Source organism: Natronomonas salinimetallica, assembly GCF_013839515.1.
Classification (GTDB): domain Archaea; phylum Halobacteriota; class Halobacteria; order Halobacteriales; family Haloarculaceae; genus Natronomonas.
This window is the reverse complement of the sequence record NZ_JACDNQ010000002.1, coordinates 112,067-128,545: the sequence shown is the minus strand read 5'-3', so window position 1 is coordinate 128,545 and position 16,479 is coordinate 112,067. Positions and strand designations below refer to the sequence as shown.

General features: G+C 66.4%; 19 protein-coding genes. 9 read left to right on the top strand and 10 right to left on the bottom strand.

What is annotated here, in order from left to right:
• Nucleotides 1-9: 9 nt before the first annotated feature.
• Complete coding sequence (locus HZR14_RS01935) at nucleotides 10-1,089, bottom strand: glycosyltransferase family 4 protein (protein ID WP_181691188.1); 1,080 nt, start codon at nucleotides 1,087-1,089, stop codon at nucleotides 10-12.
• 93 nt (nucleotides 1,090-1,182) lie between these two features.
• On the opposite strand from HZR14_RS01935, the gene HZR14_RS01930 reads away from it, so the two are divergent.
• The gene (locus HZR14_RS01930) at nucleotides 1,183-2,667 is read left to right on the top strand and encodes a replication factor C large subunit (RefSeq protein ID WP_181691187.1); all 1,485 of its coding nucleotides are present in this window, start codon (nucleotides 1,183-1,185) and stop codon (nucleotides 2,665-2,667) included.
• A gap of 2 nt (nucleotides 2,668-2,669) precedes the next feature.
• On the opposite strand, the gene HZR14_RS01925 is transcribed toward HZR14_RS01930, so the two are convergent.
• From HZR14_RS01925 to HZR14_RS01910, 4 genes are all read right to left on the bottom strand, one after another.
• Nucleotides 2,670-3,398: an amino acid ABC transporter ATP-binding protein gene (locus HZR14_RS01925; RefSeq protein WP_181691186.1), complete on the bottom strand. Its 729-nt coding sequence runs from the start codon at nucleotides 3,396-3,398 to the stop codon at nucleotides 2,670-2,672.
• Nucleotides 3,399-4,235, bottom strand: coding sequence for an amino acid ABC transporter permease (locus HZR14_RS01920; protein ID WP_370464943.1), 837 nt, complete (start codon nucleotides 4,233-4,235; stop codon nucleotides 3,399-3,401).
• Between the two features lie 109 nt (nucleotides 4,236-4,344).
• Nucleotides 4,345-5,214 carry a basic amino acid ABC transporter substrate-binding protein gene (locus HZR14_RS01915; protein WP_181691184.1) on the bottom strand — a complete coding sequence of 290 codons (870 nt, stop codon included), beginning with the start codon at nucleotides 5,212-5,214 and terminating at the stop codon, nucleotides 4,345-4,347.
• A 75-nt stretch (nucleotides 5,215-5,289) separates the two neighbouring features.
• A complete protein-coding gene (locus HZR14_RS01910) occupies nucleotides 5,290-7,551 on the bottom strand; it encodes an NADP-dependent malic enzyme (RefSeq protein ID WP_181691183.1) in 2,262 nt (753 codons plus the stop codon).
• A gap of 441 nt (nucleotides 7,552-7,992) precedes the next feature.
• Between HZR14_RS01910 and HZR14_RS01905 the strand changes: the two genes are divergently transcribed.
• From HZR14_RS01905 to HZR14_RS01885, 5 genes are all read left to right on the top strand, one after another.
• A complete protein-coding gene (locus HZR14_RS01905) occupies nucleotides 7,993-8,829 on the top strand; it encodes a COX15/CtaA family protein (RefSeq protein ID WP_181691182.1) in 837 nt (278 codons plus the stop codon).
• Between the two features lie 52 nt (nucleotides 8,830-8,881).
• Nucleotides 8,882-9,160, top strand: coding sequence for a 4a-hydroxytetrahydrobiopterin dehydratase (locus HZR14_RS01900; protein WP_181691181.1), 279 nt, complete (start codon nucleotides 8,882-8,884; stop codon nucleotides 9,158-9,160).
• A gap of 167 nt (nucleotides 9,161-9,327) precedes the next feature.
• Nucleotides 9,328-9,750, top strand: coding sequence for a hypothetical protein (locus tag HZR14_RS01895; protein ID WP_181691180.1), 423 nt, complete (start codon nucleotides 9,328-9,330; stop codon nucleotides 9,748-9,750).
• 150 nt (nucleotides 9,751-9,900) lie between these two features.
• Nucleotides 9,901-10,341, top strand: a complete 441-nt coding sequence (locus HZR14_RS01890; RefSeq protein ID WP_181691179.1) for a DUF2240 family protein — start codon at nucleotides 9,901-9,903, stop codon at nucleotides 10,339-10,341.
• Nucleotides 10,342-10,378: 37 nt separating this feature from the next.
• On the top strand, nucleotides 10,379-10,852 hold the full coding sequence (locus tag HZR14_RS01885; RefSeq protein WP_181691178.1) for a DUF7993 family protein: 474 nt from the start codon (nucleotides 10,379-10,381) through the stop codon (nucleotides 10,850-10,852).
• Here the strand turns inward: HZR14_RS01885 and HZR14_RS01880 are convergent.
• Nucleotides 10,802-11,473, bottom strand: a complete 672-nt coding sequence (locus HZR14_RS01880) for an HAD family hydrolase (RefSeq protein WP_181691177.1) — start codon at nucleotides 11,471-11,473, stop codon at nucleotides 10,802-10,804. The genes HZR14_RS01885 and HZR14_RS01880 overlap by 51 nt on opposite strands.
• A 136-nt stretch (nucleotides 11,474-11,609) precedes the next feature.
• Here HZR14_RS01880 and pyrF point away from each other — a divergent pair, with 136 nt between their 5' ends.
• Nucleotides 11,610-12,419, top strand: a complete 810-nt coding sequence (gene pyrF / locus HZR14_RS01875; protein ID WP_181691176.1) for an orotidine-5'-phosphate decarboxylase — start codon at nucleotides 11,610-11,612, stop codon at nucleotides 12,417-12,419.
• Here the strand turns inward: pyrF and HZR14_RS01870 are convergent.
• Nucleotides 12,356-12,928 (bottom strand): redoxin domain-containing protein, encoded by a 573-nt coding sequence (locus HZR14_RS01870; RefSeq protein ID WP_181691175.1) that lies wholly within the window; start codon nucleotides 12,926-12,928, stop codon nucleotides 12,356-12,358. The two genes, pyrF and HZR14_RS01870, sit on opposite strands and share 64 nt — an antisense overlap.
• A gap of 149 nt (nucleotides 12,929-13,077) precedes the next feature.
• On the opposite strand from HZR14_RS01870, the gene HZR14_RS01865 reads away from it, so the two are divergent.
• Complete coding sequence (locus HZR14_RS01865) at nucleotides 13,078-13,584, top strand: DedA family protein (protein WP_181691174.1); 507 nt, start codon at nucleotides 13,078-13,080, stop codon at nucleotides 13,582-13,584.
• Between the two features lie 175 nt (nucleotides 13,585-13,759).
• Here HZR14_RS01865 and HZR14_RS01860 read toward each other — a convergent pair whose 3' ends face one another.
• The 3 genes from HZR14_RS01860 to HZR14_RS01850 all read right to left on the bottom strand — a co-directional run bounded on the left by HZR14_RS01860 (nucleotide 13,760) and on the right by HZR14_RS01850 (nucleotide 15,716).
• Nucleotides 13,760-14,605: a class 1 fructose-bisphosphatase gene (locus HZR14_RS01860; RefSeq protein ID WP_181691173.1), complete on the bottom strand. Its 846-nt coding sequence runs from the start codon at nucleotides 14,603-14,605 to the stop codon at nucleotides 13,760-13,762.
• Nucleotides 14,606-15,400 carry a class I fructose-bisphosphate aldolase gene (locus tag HZR14_RS01855; RefSeq protein WP_181691172.1) on the bottom strand — a complete coding sequence of 265 codons (795 nt, stop codon included), beginning with the start codon at nucleotides 15,398-15,400 and terminating at the stop codon, nucleotides 14,606-14,608.
• Nucleotides 15,401-15,512: 112 nt separating this feature from the next.
• Nucleotides 15,513-15,716, bottom strand: coding sequence for a DUF7835 family putative zinc beta-ribbon protein (locus HZR14_RS01850; protein ID WP_181691171.1), 204 nt, complete (start codon nucleotides 15,714-15,716; stop codon nucleotides 15,513-15,515).
• A 222-nt stretch (nucleotides 15,717-15,938) separates the two neighbouring features.
• On the opposite strand from HZR14_RS01850, the gene HZR14_RS01845 reads away from it, so the two are divergent.
• Entirely contained in the window at nucleotides 15,939-16,478 is a 540-nt protein-coding gene (locus HZR14_RS01845) for an HIT family protein (protein WP_181691170.1), read from the top strand.
• The last annotated feature ends 1 nt before the right edge of the window (nucleotide 16,479 follow it).

Genomic DNA, 16,479 nt, shown 5'->3' with positions numbered 1-16,479 from the left:
GACGGCGGGTTAATGGGTTGTGTGTTGGCTCGCCGCGGCGTGCTCGTGGGCTTCGGCGTAAGCGGCTTCGAGTTCCCGTCGGACCCGATCCAGGTCGTGTGATCGGGCGGTCTCGGCCGCGTTCTCGCCGAGTCGCCGTCGGAGATCCGGATCCGCGGCGAGGCGTTCGATCGCCGCCTCGAACGCCGAAAACGTCTCACACAGCAGACAGTCCTCGCCGTCGGTGTAGAACTCCTCGAACACCGGGAGCTTTCGCAACACGACCGCCGCCCCGCAGGCCATCGCCTCCAGCACCGCGATCCCCTGATTTTCGACCCGTGTCGGGAAACAGTAGACGTCGCCCGCCCCGTAGGCCCCGCGAACGTCGTCGATCCAGCCGGTGAACGTCACGTTCTCCGGTGGGTTCGCGGTCAGCCGCCGAACCGTCGACGAGGCGGCGAGCCCGTCGTCGTAGGGACCGAACCAGACGAACTCGTGGTCGCTTCGGCGCGCGAGTCGGCAGAACGTCTCGATCCCCTTCCGTTCGAAGACGTTGCCGACCGCGTAGACGACCACGCCGTCGAGGCCGTACCGTCGCCGGTACCTTTCGCGTAGTGACTCGTGGCCCGCGAGGGTGTCGATGTCGACGCCGTTCGTGATCCGTCGGATGGGCGCGGACACCGGATACGACTCGAGAACCGATTCCGTGTACCCGCTCGGGCACAGGAGGAGGTCGGCCCGCGAGTAGAGCCGCTTCAGATACCGTTCGAGCGCCGGCCCGACCGCCGTCGATCCGCGAAAGCTCCCGGCGAAGTCCTCTCGGGTGACGTGGGCGTGTACCACCAACGGAACGTCATTCCGGCGTGCGTGTTCGGCGACGGCAACCGTCCCGGGACCGGGGACGTGACAGTGTGCGAGGTCGTACGTCTCGAACACGCCGTCGCCGATGGCCCCTTTATATGCGGCCGTCAGCGGACCGCCGCCGTGCCACGGCGACGTCGAGAGCCGGATCGAGGAGTCGGCCAGTGCCTTCCGCTGGTGGCGGACGGCGGTCCCGATCCCGCTGCGCCGGAGACGGGCCTGGAGTTCGAGGTAATGGAGGACGCGCACGCCGTCCCATTGCCGGGCGGGGGATATATAAACCCCGGAGCGGTCCCATCGCCCACCACAACCGCTAAACGCGCCCTGGACCAACCCCCGACAATGAGCGATTGGACCGAGCGATACCGGCCGACGACGCTGTCGGAGGTCCGCGGCAACAACAAGGCCCGCGACGCGCTGAAGGAGTGGGCCGATACCTGGGACGAACACGGAGAGGCGGTCGTCATTCACGGATCGCCAGGAGTCGGAAAGACGTCCGCGGCCCACGCGCTGGCCGCGGACAAGGAGTGGCCGGTCCTCGAAATGAACGCCTCCGACGCCCGGACGGCCGACGAAATCGAACGCTTCGCCGGGCGGGCGGCGGCGAATTCGACGCTCGGCGGCGACCGCCAACTCGTCGTCCTCGACGAGGCCGACGACCTCCACCAGCACAAAGACCGCGGCGGCAGCGCCGCGATGACGAGGCTCGTCAAGGGGGCGTCCCAGCCGATCGTCCTCATCGCCAACGACTACTACGAGATGTCCGCGGGACTCAGAAGCGCCTGCCAGGAGATCGAGTTTCGGGACGTCTCCGCGCGCTCTATCGTCCCCGTCCTCCGGGATATCTGCCGTCAGGAGGGCGTCGAGTTCGAGGAGGCCGTCCTCGAACGGATCGCCGAGGCGAACCGCGGTGACCTCCGCGGGGCGATAAAGGACACCCAATCCCGCGAGCGAAACGGCCGGATCCGGGCCGAGGGCAGCGAGGGCGAACGCGACCGCACCGAGGACATCTTTTCGTTTCTCGATGCGGTCCTCAAAGAGCAGTCCGCCGAGGACGCCCTACAGACCGCCTATGCGGTCGACGAGACGCCCGACGACCTGCTGTTGTGGATCGAGGACAAGGTCCCGAAAGTATACGAGGGCGCGGAGTTGGCCGACGCCTACGAACACCTGGCGGACGCCGACGTGTGGCTCGGGCGGGTGCGGGCGACACAGAACTACACGTACTGGCGGTACGCGACCGACAACGTCGCCGCGGGCGTCGCCGCGGCCAGACGGAGCGACCGCGGCGGCTGGACCCAATACGGCGGCGCTCCGTATCGCTCGGCACGGGATGCGACCCGTGACTACGTCGCCGAACGGATCGCCGAGACGGCCGAGGTCTCGACGGCGACCGCCAGACGCGAGATGCTACCCTATCTATCCGTCATGACCCACCACTGCCGGAACCGGGAGTTGACCGTCCGGATGGCCGCCCGCTACGATCTCGACGCGGAGCACGTCGCGTTTATTACCGGATCGGGAAAGACGACGAACAAGGTCCAGGGGATCATCGAGGCGGCCAGAGAGCGGACCGAAGCCGAGGCCGTCGAGCACTCGGGGGGCGCGTTCGCGGCACTCGAGGCGGACGACGAGAACAGCCCCGACGGGGAAGCCGGGGGCGGGGCGGAGTCCGAGGGGACGGACGCGGAGGGGACGCTGGCCGATTTCGGCGCCGCCGGGACCGACGATACGGGGCGCGAGGAGGGGGACGGGACGGACGCCGAGACACGCGCCGAGTCGGCCGATGACGACGACGGGCAGGCCGGCCTCTCGGATTTTATGTAGCCCTACAACAGCCGGGAGAGAAACTGTCTGCCGCGTTCGGTCTCGGGGCGCTCGAAGAACGCCTCGGTCTCGCTCACCTCGACGATCCGGCCGTCGGCCATCAACACGATCCGATCGCCCACCTCGCGGGCGAACCCCATCTCGTGGGTCACGAGCACCATCGTCATCCCATCGGCCGCGAGGTCCTCGATCACGTCGAGTACCTCGCCGACCAATTCGGGGTCGAGCGCGCTCGTGACCTCATCGAAGAGCATCACCTTCGGGTCCATTGCGAGTGCGCGGGCGATCGCGACCCGCTGTTGTTGCCCGCCCGAGAGCGCGTCGGGGTACGAATCGGTCTGGTCACCGAGGCCGACCCGTTCGAGGAGCTCGCGGGCGCGGTCGTCGGCGACCGCCTCCGGGATCCCCCGTATTTTTTGCGGCGCGAGCGAGACGTTCCCGAGGGCGCTCTTGTGCGGAAAGAGGTTGAACGACTGAAACACCATCCCGACCTGCTGGCGGATCTCGTTGACGTCCGTCTCGAGAACGGACCGACCGTCGAGGCGGATGTCGCCGTCTCGGATCTCCTCGAGGCGATTCACACACCGCAACAGCGTCGATTTTCCCGACCCGGAGGGGCCGATCACGACGACCACGTCCCGTTCCTCGATGGCGAGGTCGACGTCTTTCAGGACGTGGACGTCGCCGAAGTACTTTTCGACGCCGTCGAATTCGACGAGGGGGTCGGCCATTCAGCGATCACCCCCCTCGGTGTCGCCGCCGGACGTGCCCCTCGAAAGGCGGCCGAGCATGCTGTTGTCCGAGCCCCAGTCGGATCGCCGTTCGAGACCGTTGACCAACTGACTCATCGACATCGTGATCGCGAGATACAGTAGACAGACCCACACAAGCGGCGTCCAGGGGTCGAGTTGATTGCTGTTGATGTTTCGGAAGACACTCATGATCTCCGGCACGGCGATGACCGTCAAAAGCGAGGTGTCCTTGACGAGGATGATCTGGTCGTTTCCGATGGCGGCCAAGGCGTTCCGCCACGCCTGCGGGAGGACGACCTCACGGAGCGCCATCACGCGGGACATACCGAGCGAGCGGGCGGCCTCCATCTGTCCGTCCGGAACTGCGCTGATGCCGCCGCGTATCGCCTCGCCGACGTACGCCGCGTGGTTCAGCGTCAACCCGATCACGGCCGCCGGAACCGCCCAGTCTTGGATCGGGAACTGCCCGGTCGCCCACAGCCGCGGGATACCGAAGTAGATGACGAACAACTGGAACAAAAGCGGCGTCCCGCGGAAGAACTCCACGTATCCCTTCGCGATCCGACCGGTGACGTTCGACGTCGAGATCCGGCCGAGGCCGACCAATACGCCGAAAGACACGGACAACAGGCTCGATATGACGACGATCCGCAGAACCAACAGGAACGCCTCGGCGAAGCGTCGGGCGATCAGCGTCGAGGTGAGCAGCGTGTAGTTGACCTGCGTCGAGAGGATCCACACGAGGAGGCCGCCGATGGCCAACAGGAAGCCGCCGGCGGCTATCTCCCCGATCCGTTTGACGAGCCGATCGCGCATCATCACGCCGCCGGTCCCGGACTCCGGGTCTGTCTGTGTTGCCATGTTCGATGCGTTGTGTGGTGTCTCTCTGGTGGGTGCGTAGTATGGGGTCTCTAAGCCGGCGCGGTCAGGCTTCGAAGTACTCGTCGTAGATCTCGTCGTACGTACCGCTCTCACGGATCGCGGCGAGGGCACCGTTTACCTCCTCGCGGAACTCGTCGTCGTCCTGCCGGAAGGCGATCCCGTACTCCTCGATCGTCAGGGTGAGATACTCCGGGGCGTCCTCGCGGTCCGCGGCGACCCCGTCGCCTTCGAGGAAAGCGACACCGTCGTTCTCGGCGGCGAACTCCCCGCTCACCGTGTTGTCGTTGATGACCGCGGACACCTGATTGTTGAGCAGCGCGTCGAAAGCGCCGTTGATCTGATCGTAGCTTTGAATCTCGAGGTCGCCCTCGAAGTCCGACTGGAGTTCCTCGGCGGCCGCCTCGCCGGTCGTCCCACGCTGGACGCCGACGGCTTCGCCCTGGAGGTCTTCGAGTTCGGCGATTTCGCCGTCATCGAGAGTCAGGACGGTCTGGTAGGCGGTGAAATAGGGATCCGAGAAATCGACCTGTTCGGCCCGCGTCTCGTTGATCGTCATCGCGCTCATGATGACCCGGAAGTTCGCGTTGTTCAGCGACGCGATGATGCCGTCGAAACCGGTCTCCTCGAACTCGTACCCGAGGCCGAGTTGGTCGCCGAAGACCGCTTCGGCGATCTCGACGTCGAAGCCGACGAGTTCGCCCGCCTCGTTTCGGTATTCGAAGGGAGCGTAGGGGATGTCCGATCCGATGACGACCGTCTCGGATCCGGCGTCGCCGTTGGCGCCGTCGTCACCGTCCTCGCTGTTTCCGTCGTCACCGCCGTTGCCGCCCATACAGCCGGCCAACGCCACCGCAGCGCCCGCCCCGAGGGCGGTCAGGTACTGACGTCGGTTCGGCGCTCGTCCTCGTGACATACCACTTCTGTTGGCTGAACGCGGTTTCAACGTTTCGAACCTCGACCCCCGCGATGTCCGGCCAACGTGTGGCGGTTATTGGGCGTTGCCCGACTGGGCGTCGACGACGGCGACGCCGGCGAGGTTGACGATGTCTTTGACCTCGTCGCCGCGCTGGAGGACGTGGACGGGTTTGTCCATGCCGACGAGCATCGGGCCGATGGCCTCGGCGCCGCCGAGCCGCTGTAGCAGTTTGTAAGCGATGTTGCCGGCCTCCAGGTTCGGAAACACCAACACGTTCGCCGGTTCCTCCAGATCAGAGAACCCGTAGCTCCCTTCGAGCATCTCCTCGACGACGGCGGTGTCGGCCTGCATCTCGCCGTCGACGGGGAAGCCGACGTCGGGGTCCTCACGCAGCCGTCGGGCCGCCTCCCGCGGCTTGCGGGTCCCCTCGTTGTCGACGCTGCCGAAGTCCGAATACGACAGAAGCGCCGCCCGCGGTTCGACGTTGAACCGGCGGGCCAACTCGGCGGTCTGTTTCGTCACCTCCTCTAGGACGTCCCCGTCCGGGGCCTGGTTGACCGTCGCGTCGGCGATGAAGACGACCTGGTTTTTGAACGTCAGCATGTACACCCCCGCCGCGTACTCCGATTCCTCCTCGGTCCCGACGATCTGTAGCGGCGGCCGCAACGCCGAAGGATAGTGATGCATCAGCCCGGTCAGCATGGCGTCGGCATCGCCCATCTCGACCATCACGCTACCGAGGTAGTTGCCGTCCTCGATGAGTTCGTCGGCTTCCCGCCGGGTGACGCCCTTGCGCCGGCGGAGTTCGTAAAGCCGATCGGCGTACGGAGCGAGATTCCCCTCCTCCGGGTCGACGATCTCGGGATCGAAATCGAGACCGAGCGCTTCGGCCTGGGCCCAGATCTCCTCACGGTCGCCGATGAGGATCGGTTCGGCGATCCCCTGATCGATCAACTGGTAGGCGGCCCGGACCATCTTTTCGTCGTCGCCCTCGGCGAGGACGAGGCGTTTGGGATCGCTTTTGGCCTTGTTCAATACCACCCGCATCATCTCCCTCGATTTCCCCAACCGCGCCTCCAGCCGTTCGGCGTACTCGTCGAGGTCGAAGTCCTCGCGGGCGCTACCGCTTTCTATCGCGGCCTCCGCGACCGCGGGTGCGACCTCGAAGAGGACGCGGGGGTCGAGGGGCTTTGGGATGATGTACTCGGGGCCGAACTGCAGGGGCTGGTCGCCGTAGGCTTTGACGACGGCGTCGGGGACGTCCTGTTTGGCGAGGTCCGCCAGCGCCTCGGCGGCGGCGACTTTCATCGCCTCGTTGATCTCGGTCGCTCTGACGTCCAACGCGCCGCGGAAGATGAAGGGGAACCCAAGGACGTTGTTGACCTGATTGGGGTAATCCGACCGTCCCGTCGCCATGATCACCGTGTCCTCGCGGGCGCCCTTGGCCGCCTCGTACCGGATCTCCGGGTCCGGGTTCGCCATCGCAAAAACGATCGGATCGTCGGCCATCGAACGCACCATCGCCTCGGAGACGATGCCACCCACCGACAGCCCGACGAATACGTCCGCACCCGCCATCGCGTCCGCCAGATCACCGCCCGACCCCGAACTCGCGAACTCGCGTTTGTACTCGTTGAGTTCGCCCGCCTCCCCGCGGGCCTCGGTGATAATCCCCGAGGAGTCACACATCGTGATATTGTCCGCGTCGGCACCGAGTGAAACGTAGAACCGCGCGGTTGCGATGGCCGAAGCACCGGCTCCGGAGAAGACGATATCGAGGTTTTCGAGGGGTTTGCCGGCAACTTCGGCGGCGTTGAGCAGCGCGGCCCCGGAGATGATCGCGGTGCCGTGTTGGTCGTCGTGGAAGACGGGAATGTCCATCTCCTCGCGCAGGCGCGTCTCGATCTCGAAACATTCGGGGGCCTTGATGTCCTCCAGGTTGATCCCGCCGAACGTCGGCTCCATTGCGCTCACCGACGTGACGATGTCCTCGGCGTCGTCCTGATCGAGTTCGATGTCGAAGACGTCGATGTCGGCGAAGCGTTTGAAGAGGACGCCTTTGCCCTCCATGACCGGTTTCGAGGCCTGGGCCCCGATGTCGCCCAGTCCCAGGACGGCGCTGCCGTTGGAGACCACTCCGACCATGTTGCCTTTCGTGGTGTAGGTGTAGGCCTGTTCGGTGTCCGCGGCGATTTCGTTGCAGGGGGCGGCCACGCCGGGTGAGTACGCCAAGGAGAGATCCCGCTGGGTGTTCGTCGGCTTCGTCGTCGAGATCTCGATCTTTCCCGGCGGGTCGACTCGGTGATACTCTAATGAATCTTCATCCAGTCCCATAGGGATACGCCGTACAGGGAGATTAAAAATGTACCCACCGAGATCGGGGGGCGGGAGACGGGGCGTGCCGACACCGGGGGGGAGAGACCGGAGTCCGACGGGAGGACGTGACCCGATGGAGGTCTCCTCATACTGCCGGACGTCCGTTCGTGAACGTCCGACTCGGTACATGTCTAATACTGTCGGACGTAATTTCGTGAATACCTGAATCGTTTAGATAGACGAAACCGTACTGTAACACGACGCTCAGAGATTTTCGATTCAAGTAGTTACGTCCGACAGTATAAACCGCCGGTCGAACGTGCGTGTCGAGTGCCCCGCGATTCGAGTCGGTACGTCCGACAGTATCAGTACGGGGGCGTGGTTCAATATTCGACGGGGCGGAGCGCGGGCCGGCCCGGTTTCGCGGCATATATGTTGGTTCGGTACGGAGACCGATTCATGGACTTCCGACGGCTACTGCTCGTGACTACGGTCATGACGGCGATCACCGCGCTCATCGGGGTCATCACCGCGACGACCGGCGCCGGACTTACGTGTGAGGCCCGCTGGCCGCTGTGTGACGGTGCCGTCTTCGGGCTCTTCCCCGCGAACTTCATGTCGTTTATCGAATGGTTCCACCGCCTCGTAGCGATGGTCACCGGACTTTTGATCGTCGGATCGACGATCGCCGCCTGGCGTGGCGCCGGCAGCCGCCGCGTCCGGCTGGCGATGCTCGTCGCCGTGCTCTTGACGCCGCTGCAGGTCGTCTTCGGCGCGTTCACCGTTCTCGTCCACGAGTTCGTCTTCGGCTACTCCGTGCTCGTGTTGACCCTGCATTTCGGCCTCGCATCGCTCATCCTCGGATCGCTCGTGGCCGCGACGGTGTGGACACACGCCGAGCGGTCCCCGGTCTCGACGACCGGCGTTCGGCGGGCCGGTACGGTCGCATTGCTCGGGTTTCCGGTGATGGTCGCGCTCACGCCGCGGCTGTTCTTCAGCTTCGGCGAGATCGTCCAGTTCAGTTACTACGGACTCGGCTTCGCGATATTTTCGGCGCTCACAGTCGTCTCGCTTTGGGGCCGAGAGATCGACCTCCGGGGCGTCTCCATGGCGGGGGCAACCGCAGCAGTGCTCGTCATCGCCCAGCTCATCATCACCCGGCAGGCGTTCGGCGATACCGGACAGCTCCTGATCGTCGGGCTCTCCTTTGCGGCGTTCGCGTTGACGCTGGTATCGGTCTGGCGCGTCCGAACGCTCGGCTCGGAGGTTCGGGCATCACCGCTCGCAGGCGATTGATCGAGCCGGAGTTCGACCAACGCTTATGCGGGAGCGTCCCCACCGAACGACCATGAGCGACGTACTTTCGGACGACGAAGTCGAGACGGCACTCCCGGACGACTGGTCGCGCGAGGGCGAGGAGATCGTTCGCACCTTCGAGTTCGACTCCTACCTCGAGGGGATCGGGTTCGCGTCGGGTGCTGGTGGCCTCGCCGAAGAGGCGTTTCACCACCCCGAGATGACGATCGGCTGGCGCGAGGTCGAGGTCCGACTGACAACCCACGACGCGGGAGGGATTACGGAAAAGGACCTCGACCTCGCCGCACGCTTCGACGAACTGGCCGAGTGAGTACGGCCACGCCGTCCGGTCGCGACCGGGATGTCGGGATCCGGTATCGCCTCCCGTGAGGTCATGGTTCCGCCGTCGGTCCCGCTGTCCGGCGTCCCGCGGTGGGTCTTGATATCCCACGGTACCGTGAGTATACCCGTATTCCGGTCGACCACCTACCGTCCGGTATGTCCGAACCCGGCGCGTCCGGTGTCGCGGGCGGAACCGACCGCGACGGCGAAGCCCTCCCGGCGCTCGAGACCGTCCGGCCGCGGACGACGACGGAGGACGGCGACCCGGCGGTCGAGATCCGGTTTTCGAACGGCGCGAAGATCCGTTATCGGGCGGCCGGCGAAGCAATCGAAGAGGAGTGGTTCGATCCGGACGGGGACGAGGCCGAACGGTCACACATCGCGGACCTGCCGGCAGCCCACGCCGGCGGCGATGACTCGACGGACGGCGGCCCGACGACGAGCGAGTTGGCCGATCGGGCGCTCTGTACGATCGCGTCGTATCTCTCCTTCGAGGGTCGACGCCGGGCCGCGTTCACCTGGGGGGAAGAAAACGTCGCGGTGTTGACGGGCGAGAACGGTACGACGGTCGGCGAGTGAGGGGGCCGAAAGCCGCCCGGAGAGCGCCCCCGGGAACCGGATGGACCGCCCGAACCATCGATACCAGAGGCGGTGACGGCCGATCCCGTTGGCGTCCAGCGGGACGGTCCGGACCGACGGCTATTTGAATCGGCGAACGGAGAATGGGGTATGAGCCTCCGGACGGCCGTTGCCGCCCCGTTCCGCGAAGCGGGCGGCGAGGAGATGGGCGAGAGCGCCTTCGTCGTCGCGCTCTCGCTCGACCGCGATTGGTTCTCGCCGGATCAGGCAAAGCGGCTGGTGGACGTCGCCGCCAGCGAGGGATTGCTTCGCCGCGAGGACGGCACGCTCGAGGCCCGGTTCGATCCACAGACGACGACGGTTCCGGAGGGGTTCGAACCCGACGAGTCGATCCTCCGGGAGCGATCGACGTTCGAGCGCCTCCTCGGGGCCCTCGTCGAGGCGGGCGAGGACAAACAGGACGCCGTTGCCGGGATCAACGGCCTCCAGTCGGAGCTCGCTGTCACCGTCGAGGCGGCTGCCGTCCTCTACGCACACCGCCGGGGAATCGACGTCGACGAACTCACGGAGATCGCACGTGCGAGTTTATAAACCAAGGGAACGGAAATGGTTAGAGAACGGAACGGAAATGGTTAGAGACGAACTCACGGACGGAACGCGTATCGGGAGATTGCTGTCCTCGGAGATTCACGGCCACGAGCGGGGCGTCCTCGGCCGGCTCCGGATCGTCGATGCGAACACCGACGTCGAGGCGACCGACGCCGGGGCGTTTGCGTTCGCCATCGCGGCCGGGGGCGGTAGGGATGCCACGGGATCGGATGCGGACGTCTCGGGGAACGATGGAGGACCCCCCGGTGGCGACCGTGTCGCGATCGACGGCCGGATGGCCGAGGCGTACGTCCACCCCGATCGGCTCCGCGTGGAGTTTTCCGTCGAACCGGCGACGGCCGCCTCGGCGGGACACGACCACGGGCTTCGGGTCCGGCCGAAATCCGTCGATCCGCCCCGGACGCTCGTCTTCGTCGAGGACGGGGCCGAAGTGAAGGCCGCACTACGCGTCGTCCGCGCCGTCGCCGAGGAGCGACTCCAGGACGGCGGGTAGGGATCCGAACTCGCCGCGCCGGATCGTCGCGTCGGCGTCCGGGTGTGGTGGGGGACCACCGGGATACCGGACCTGTACGGTCGCAAGCCCGGCCGCCGCCGCTCCCGAGATATCGCGGTCGGGGTCGTCACCGACGTAGGCCGCATCGGCGGGCGCGACACCGAGTTCGTCGACGACCGTCTCGAACGCCCGACGGTCCGGTTTCGGCGATTCGATCGGCCCGGTGACGACGATCGCGTCGAACGCGTCGCCCCAGCCTAACCGTCCGAGTTTGTCTCGTTGGGTCCGCCCCGGGCCGTCGGTTAAGAGTCCCAGACGGTATCGCCCCCGGAGCGCGGAGAGGACCGCCTCGGCGCCCTCGACCGGGGCGAGCGCGTCGCCGATCGTCTCGCGGTACGCGCGGGTCAACTCGGGGGCGTCGGCGCGGGCATCGACGAGCGCCTCGAAGACCGGCAGCCTGCTTTCGGTCCCACTGTGTTCGCGGTGGGCGTCGAGATACGACTCCCGGTCGAACGTCAATGTCACGTCCGCCCGGTCGGCGGCAGCCTCGAGCAGCGTCGAGCGGTCGGCCTCGGTCACCGCGAGCGTATCGTCGAGATCGAACACGACGGCTGTGGGCACGGATAGCGGTTGGGCAGCCGACAATATATATCGTCCGACAGCCCCCCGGTCGATTCGGGCGGGGAGTCCGAGTGCCCGCCGAACCCGCGGTCGGCCGAACAGGAGCGTTTTTGTTCGGGCGCGGACAGTCGGTGCTATGGGCTTTTTCGAGGACCTCGAAGCCAGGATCGACGCGACGGGTAGCGTCGTCTCGGTCGGGCTGGACCCCGACCCGGACCGCTTGCCGGCGTTTCTCGACGCGGATCTCCCGCGGTGGGCGTTCAACCGCCGGGTCATCGACGCGACACACGAACACGCGGCCTGTTACAAACCGAACGCCGCGTTCTACGAGGACCCAGACGGCTGGCGGGCGCTGGAGGAGACGGTCGCCTACGCCCACGGCAAGGGTGTCCCCGTCCTGCTCGACGCCAAACGTGGCGACATCGGCAATACCGCCAGACAGTACGCGAGCGCGCTCGACGCCGACGGTCTCGACGCCGACGCGATCACCGTCAACCCCTATATGGGCCGGGACACCATCGAGCCGTATCTCTCCCGGTCGGAGAAGGGCGTCTTCGTTCTCTGTCGGACCTCCAACAGCGGTGGCTCCGACTTCCAGACCCTCGATATCGGCAACGACAAGCCGCTGTATCAGTACGTGGCCGAGCGGTGTGCGGCGTGGGACGGGAACGACAACGTCGGCCTCGTCGTCGGCGCGACGGCTCCCGAGGAGCTAGAGCGGCTCAGGGCTCGCGTCGATCTCCCGTTTCTCGTCCCCGGCGTCGGCGCACAGGGCGGCGACGCCGACGCGGCGGTCGAGTACGGCCTCGCCGAGGGCGTCGGATTGGTCAACTCCTCGCGCGGGATCATCTTCGCCGGCGAGGGGGCGGACGACGAGAGCGCCTACTTCCGGGCGGCCGGCGACGCCGCAAGGCGGCTCAAGCGGCGACTCGACGCGCTCCGGTAGTCGACCGATGCGTCGGTCCGAGCCGACGGAAACAGCTCCGAGACGTGTTCGCCGACCGCCTCGACCGGCGAGGGATCCGGCCTCTCGAAGGCGTCGTCGCCGACCCACGCGAACGCGACGTCCCAGTCGGCTCCGACGAGAAAGACCGCTCGCTTCGGGACGCCGTAGTGGCCCTCCCACTCGTCGTGGCGGACGCCGTAGTACTCCGCCGCGCTCTCGGCGTCGCCGAGAAGCGCCATCGAGAGCCCGTACCGGTCGGCATAGCCCGCGGCCGCGTAGATGCTGTCCATCGAGAGCGCCCACACCTGCAGTCCCGGAAGGTCGTGCCAACCCAGCGCCTCGATAGCACACAACTCCGCCGTCACGGTCGGCAGAAACGTCGCCGGGGCGAACCACAACAACACGGCGTCGCCGGACTCGACGGGACGAAACAGCTCGTAGACTGCGGGATCGCCGCCCTCGACGCCCGGGAGCGCGAAGTCGGGTGCCGTCTGGCCCTCCTGTATCATACGACGACTGTGAGGGCCGCGGCCTTCGCTCTGGTGGCTGTCGCCCCCCGTCGCCCGTCGACCGGACAGGGGCACCCCAACCTACGGTCGCAGCGTTCGGTCTCACACCCTCTGAAGGTTTATATACGAAACCGACGGTATCCAGCGGTATGCACACCGCAGCCGTCGACGCGGGTGTCGGGCTCGTCGCCACCTACGGGATCGCCGTCCTGTTGGTCGTGTTCGTTCTCGAGGGCGCGCTCGTCGGAAAGCTCATCCCGACCCGGACGCTGTTCGTGGCGACGGCGCTGGCCGTCGGCAGCGACGCGTTCGGGATCGCATCGGCGGCCGTCGTCGCCGTCGCCGGGGCGACACTCGGCCAGTTCACGCTCTTCGTGTTGGTCCGACGGACCGGCCTCTCGCCAGAATCGCTGCCCGGTCCGAGCGCCCCCGACGACGGCGGCCGTCTGCTCCGGTGGCTCGATCGCTGGGGGATGGCGGCGGTCGCGATGTCGAACACGCTGCCGGTCGCCCGCGGATCGCTCACCGTCCCCGCCGCGATGGCCGGGGGCGACGTGGTCCGGTTTTCGGCCTCCTCGATGGTCGGGTCGTCGGTGTACGCCACGGGGTTGGTGGCTGTCGCGATCGGCGTGGACGCCGCCGTCGGGACCGTCTGAACGCGCAGTGTCACTCCGTCGTCCGGAGCTTTCGCCCGGAGTAGTCGTCTCGGAACGCCAAAACGGCAGCGTACGGTATCGGGAGGGCGGACATATTCGCCGTTCCGCGGCGGACACGATAGCCGTTGTGAGACGGGGCCTTCGCCGTCCCCCGGCCGGGCGAAGCCCGACCGGCCTACCCGAGCGCCGCTTCGAGCCGATCGATGTACTCGTCGTTGCCGACGAAAAGCGGCGTTCGCTCGTGGAGACGTTCGGGCGTCAGATCCAGCAGCGATCGCTCGCCGTTCGAGGACGCCCCACCGGCCGTCTCGACGACGTGTGCGATCGGGTGGCCTTCGAAACACAGCCGAAGCTTTCCCTCGGGGCGGTCCCGGAGACCGGGATAGCCGAATATCCCGCCGTACGTCAACACCTGGTTGACGTCGCCGATCATCGCGCCGCTGTATCGGAGCTTCAGTTCTGCTTCGACCGCCGAGACGTACCCGGCGAAGGCGTCCCGCCACTGGGGGACGCGACCGCCGAAGCCGTAGACGGTCGGATCCTCGGGTAGCGTCAAGTCTTCCGTGACGGTCCGACGGGTCCCGTCGGCGTCGATCACGGACTCCGTGACCGTTCCCCCGCGGGCGAGGACCATCGTCGTGATCGGCCCATAGAGGACGAACCCGCTGGCAAGGAGGTCCCGCCCGCTCGTCGGCAGCGGTTCGTCGTAGACGCCGAAGACCGTCCCCATCGCGTTGTTCGATTTGAGGTTCGAGGAGCCATCGAGCGGGTCCGCGGCGACGTAGTACCGTCCCTCGGTGCGGACGATCGATTCACGCTCCTCGCTCGCGTACCCCGCGACGGCATCGACGCCGAGGAGCCGGTCTTCGAGCAGCTCGTCGGCGTAGACGTCGGCCGCGAGCTGGCGGTCGCCCGAGGGGTTGGCCCCGGACTCGTAGCTGCGCCGGTTTGCGAGTCCGCCGCGGACATCGGGAACGGTCGAGACAACGGCGTCGACGACGGCGTCGATGGGGTCGGACATCTATTCGGCCGCGGCGAGCGCCTCCTCGACGGTCGCCTCCTCGAATATGACCGCTTCGATGGCGTCGAGGAGGCGTTCCGGGTTCTCGCGCTGCCAGACGTTCCGGCCGACCGCGAGCCCCTTGCCACCCGCGTCGATCGTCTGCTTGACGCTTTCGAGGAAGGAGCGATCGCTGCGTTTCGAGCCGCCGGACATGACGACTTTCGTGTTGCCGGCCATTCGGACGGCGTCCTCCATCGCCGCACGGCTGCCGGGGTGTTTGACCTTTGCGACGTCCGCGCCCAACTCGAGAGCGAGGCGGGCGGCATAGGAGATCGTCGAGGGCTTCGTGTCGTTTTTGAGCCCCTGTCCGCGCGGATACGACCACATCACGACGGGGAGGTCGTGCTCGCGGGCCGCTTCGTGGGCCTCACGGAACTCCTCGGCCATCTCGATTTCGTTGTTCGAGCCGCCGTAGATGGTGAACCCGACCGACGAAGCGCCCAGTTCGGCCGCGTACTCGACCGAGCAGTTGACCGCCGAGTCCGGTTCGCCCATCCAGAGGTTCGACGTGCCGTTGAGTTTCGCAAGGAGGGTGGCGTCGTCCTCGTAGCTGGGGTAGTAGGTCTCGGCGAGTCCCTTCTGGACGGCGACGGAGGTGACAGCCGGGTGGGTCGCCGCCTCGAAGATCCGCTCGGGGTTGGCGCTTTCAGGGACGTCCTCGAAGTCGACGGGACCGTGTTCGAGGCCGTGGTCGTAGGCCAAGATGAGCACCTTCCCGTCCCGACACAGCGGCGTGTCGTCGATCGGAATCATATACCTCCGTCTCGGATGAGGCGGACAAAGAAGATTCTGGTACGTCGGGAGCAGTTTCCGGACGAATCCGCCCGTCGATCGTGAACCGAGCCAGCGGCGACCGTGGACGGCGCTACGCGTTGTTCATTCGGATCGTTTGTTCGTCGCCACAGCGCCGACAGACCGCGACGCGGTAGGGCTCCCGGGAGAACTCGGCGTTTTCGCTCCGTTGGCTCTCGGTCCGGAGCTGAATCGAAACGTCGTGGGGGGTGTTTCGGCCACACGTCTCACAGGTTTCGGTCATCGTGCCGTCCGCGTCGTCGGTTCGAGTCGACATGTATCGGGTTCGGTAGCGTCGAACGGGCCTAAAACGGCGAGTCGGTTCCGGACCGTTCACCGGGAGCGGCCCGATCCGCCGAAACGGCCTTTCGGAGCCGAAGACCGTTTAAAACGGAGTCTGTGTCGGTATGAACGGTTACCGCGACCGGTAAACGGGCACAACTTTTATATACTTGGTTCGGCTCGAACGGATTATCCGGGAGCCGCCCCGAACCGGCACATGGATCAGGTATTCGCTCCCTGGCGAATCGAGTGGGTCGAGCGCGACGGCTCGGAGACGGAGATCGATGGCTGTCCCTTCTGTGTCCTCCCCGAGCGCGACGACGCCCGGGAGGCGCTCGTCGTCGCCGAGTCCGACCGTACGTTCGTCCTGTTGAACAATTATCCGTACAACCCCGGCCACGTCATGGTCATCCCGAAACGACACACCGGCGAGTACACCGACCTCGGGGAGGCGGCGCTCACGGACCACGCCCGGCTCAAACAGCGGACCATGACCGCGCTCGAGGCGGCGTTCGACCCGGACGGTCTCAACCTCGGTCTCAACCTCGGCGACGCGTCGGGTGGTTCCGTCGACGGCCACCTCCACACGCACGTCGTCCCGAGATGGGGTGGAGACACCAACTTCATGCCGGTCTGTTCGGATACGAAAGTCATCGTCCAGGCGCTCGAGGAGAGCTACGACCAACTCCGGGCGGCCTTCGCCGACCAGCCGGGGACGCGATGCCCCGAGGGCAGTGCCGTCCTCGTCAGTGACTAAT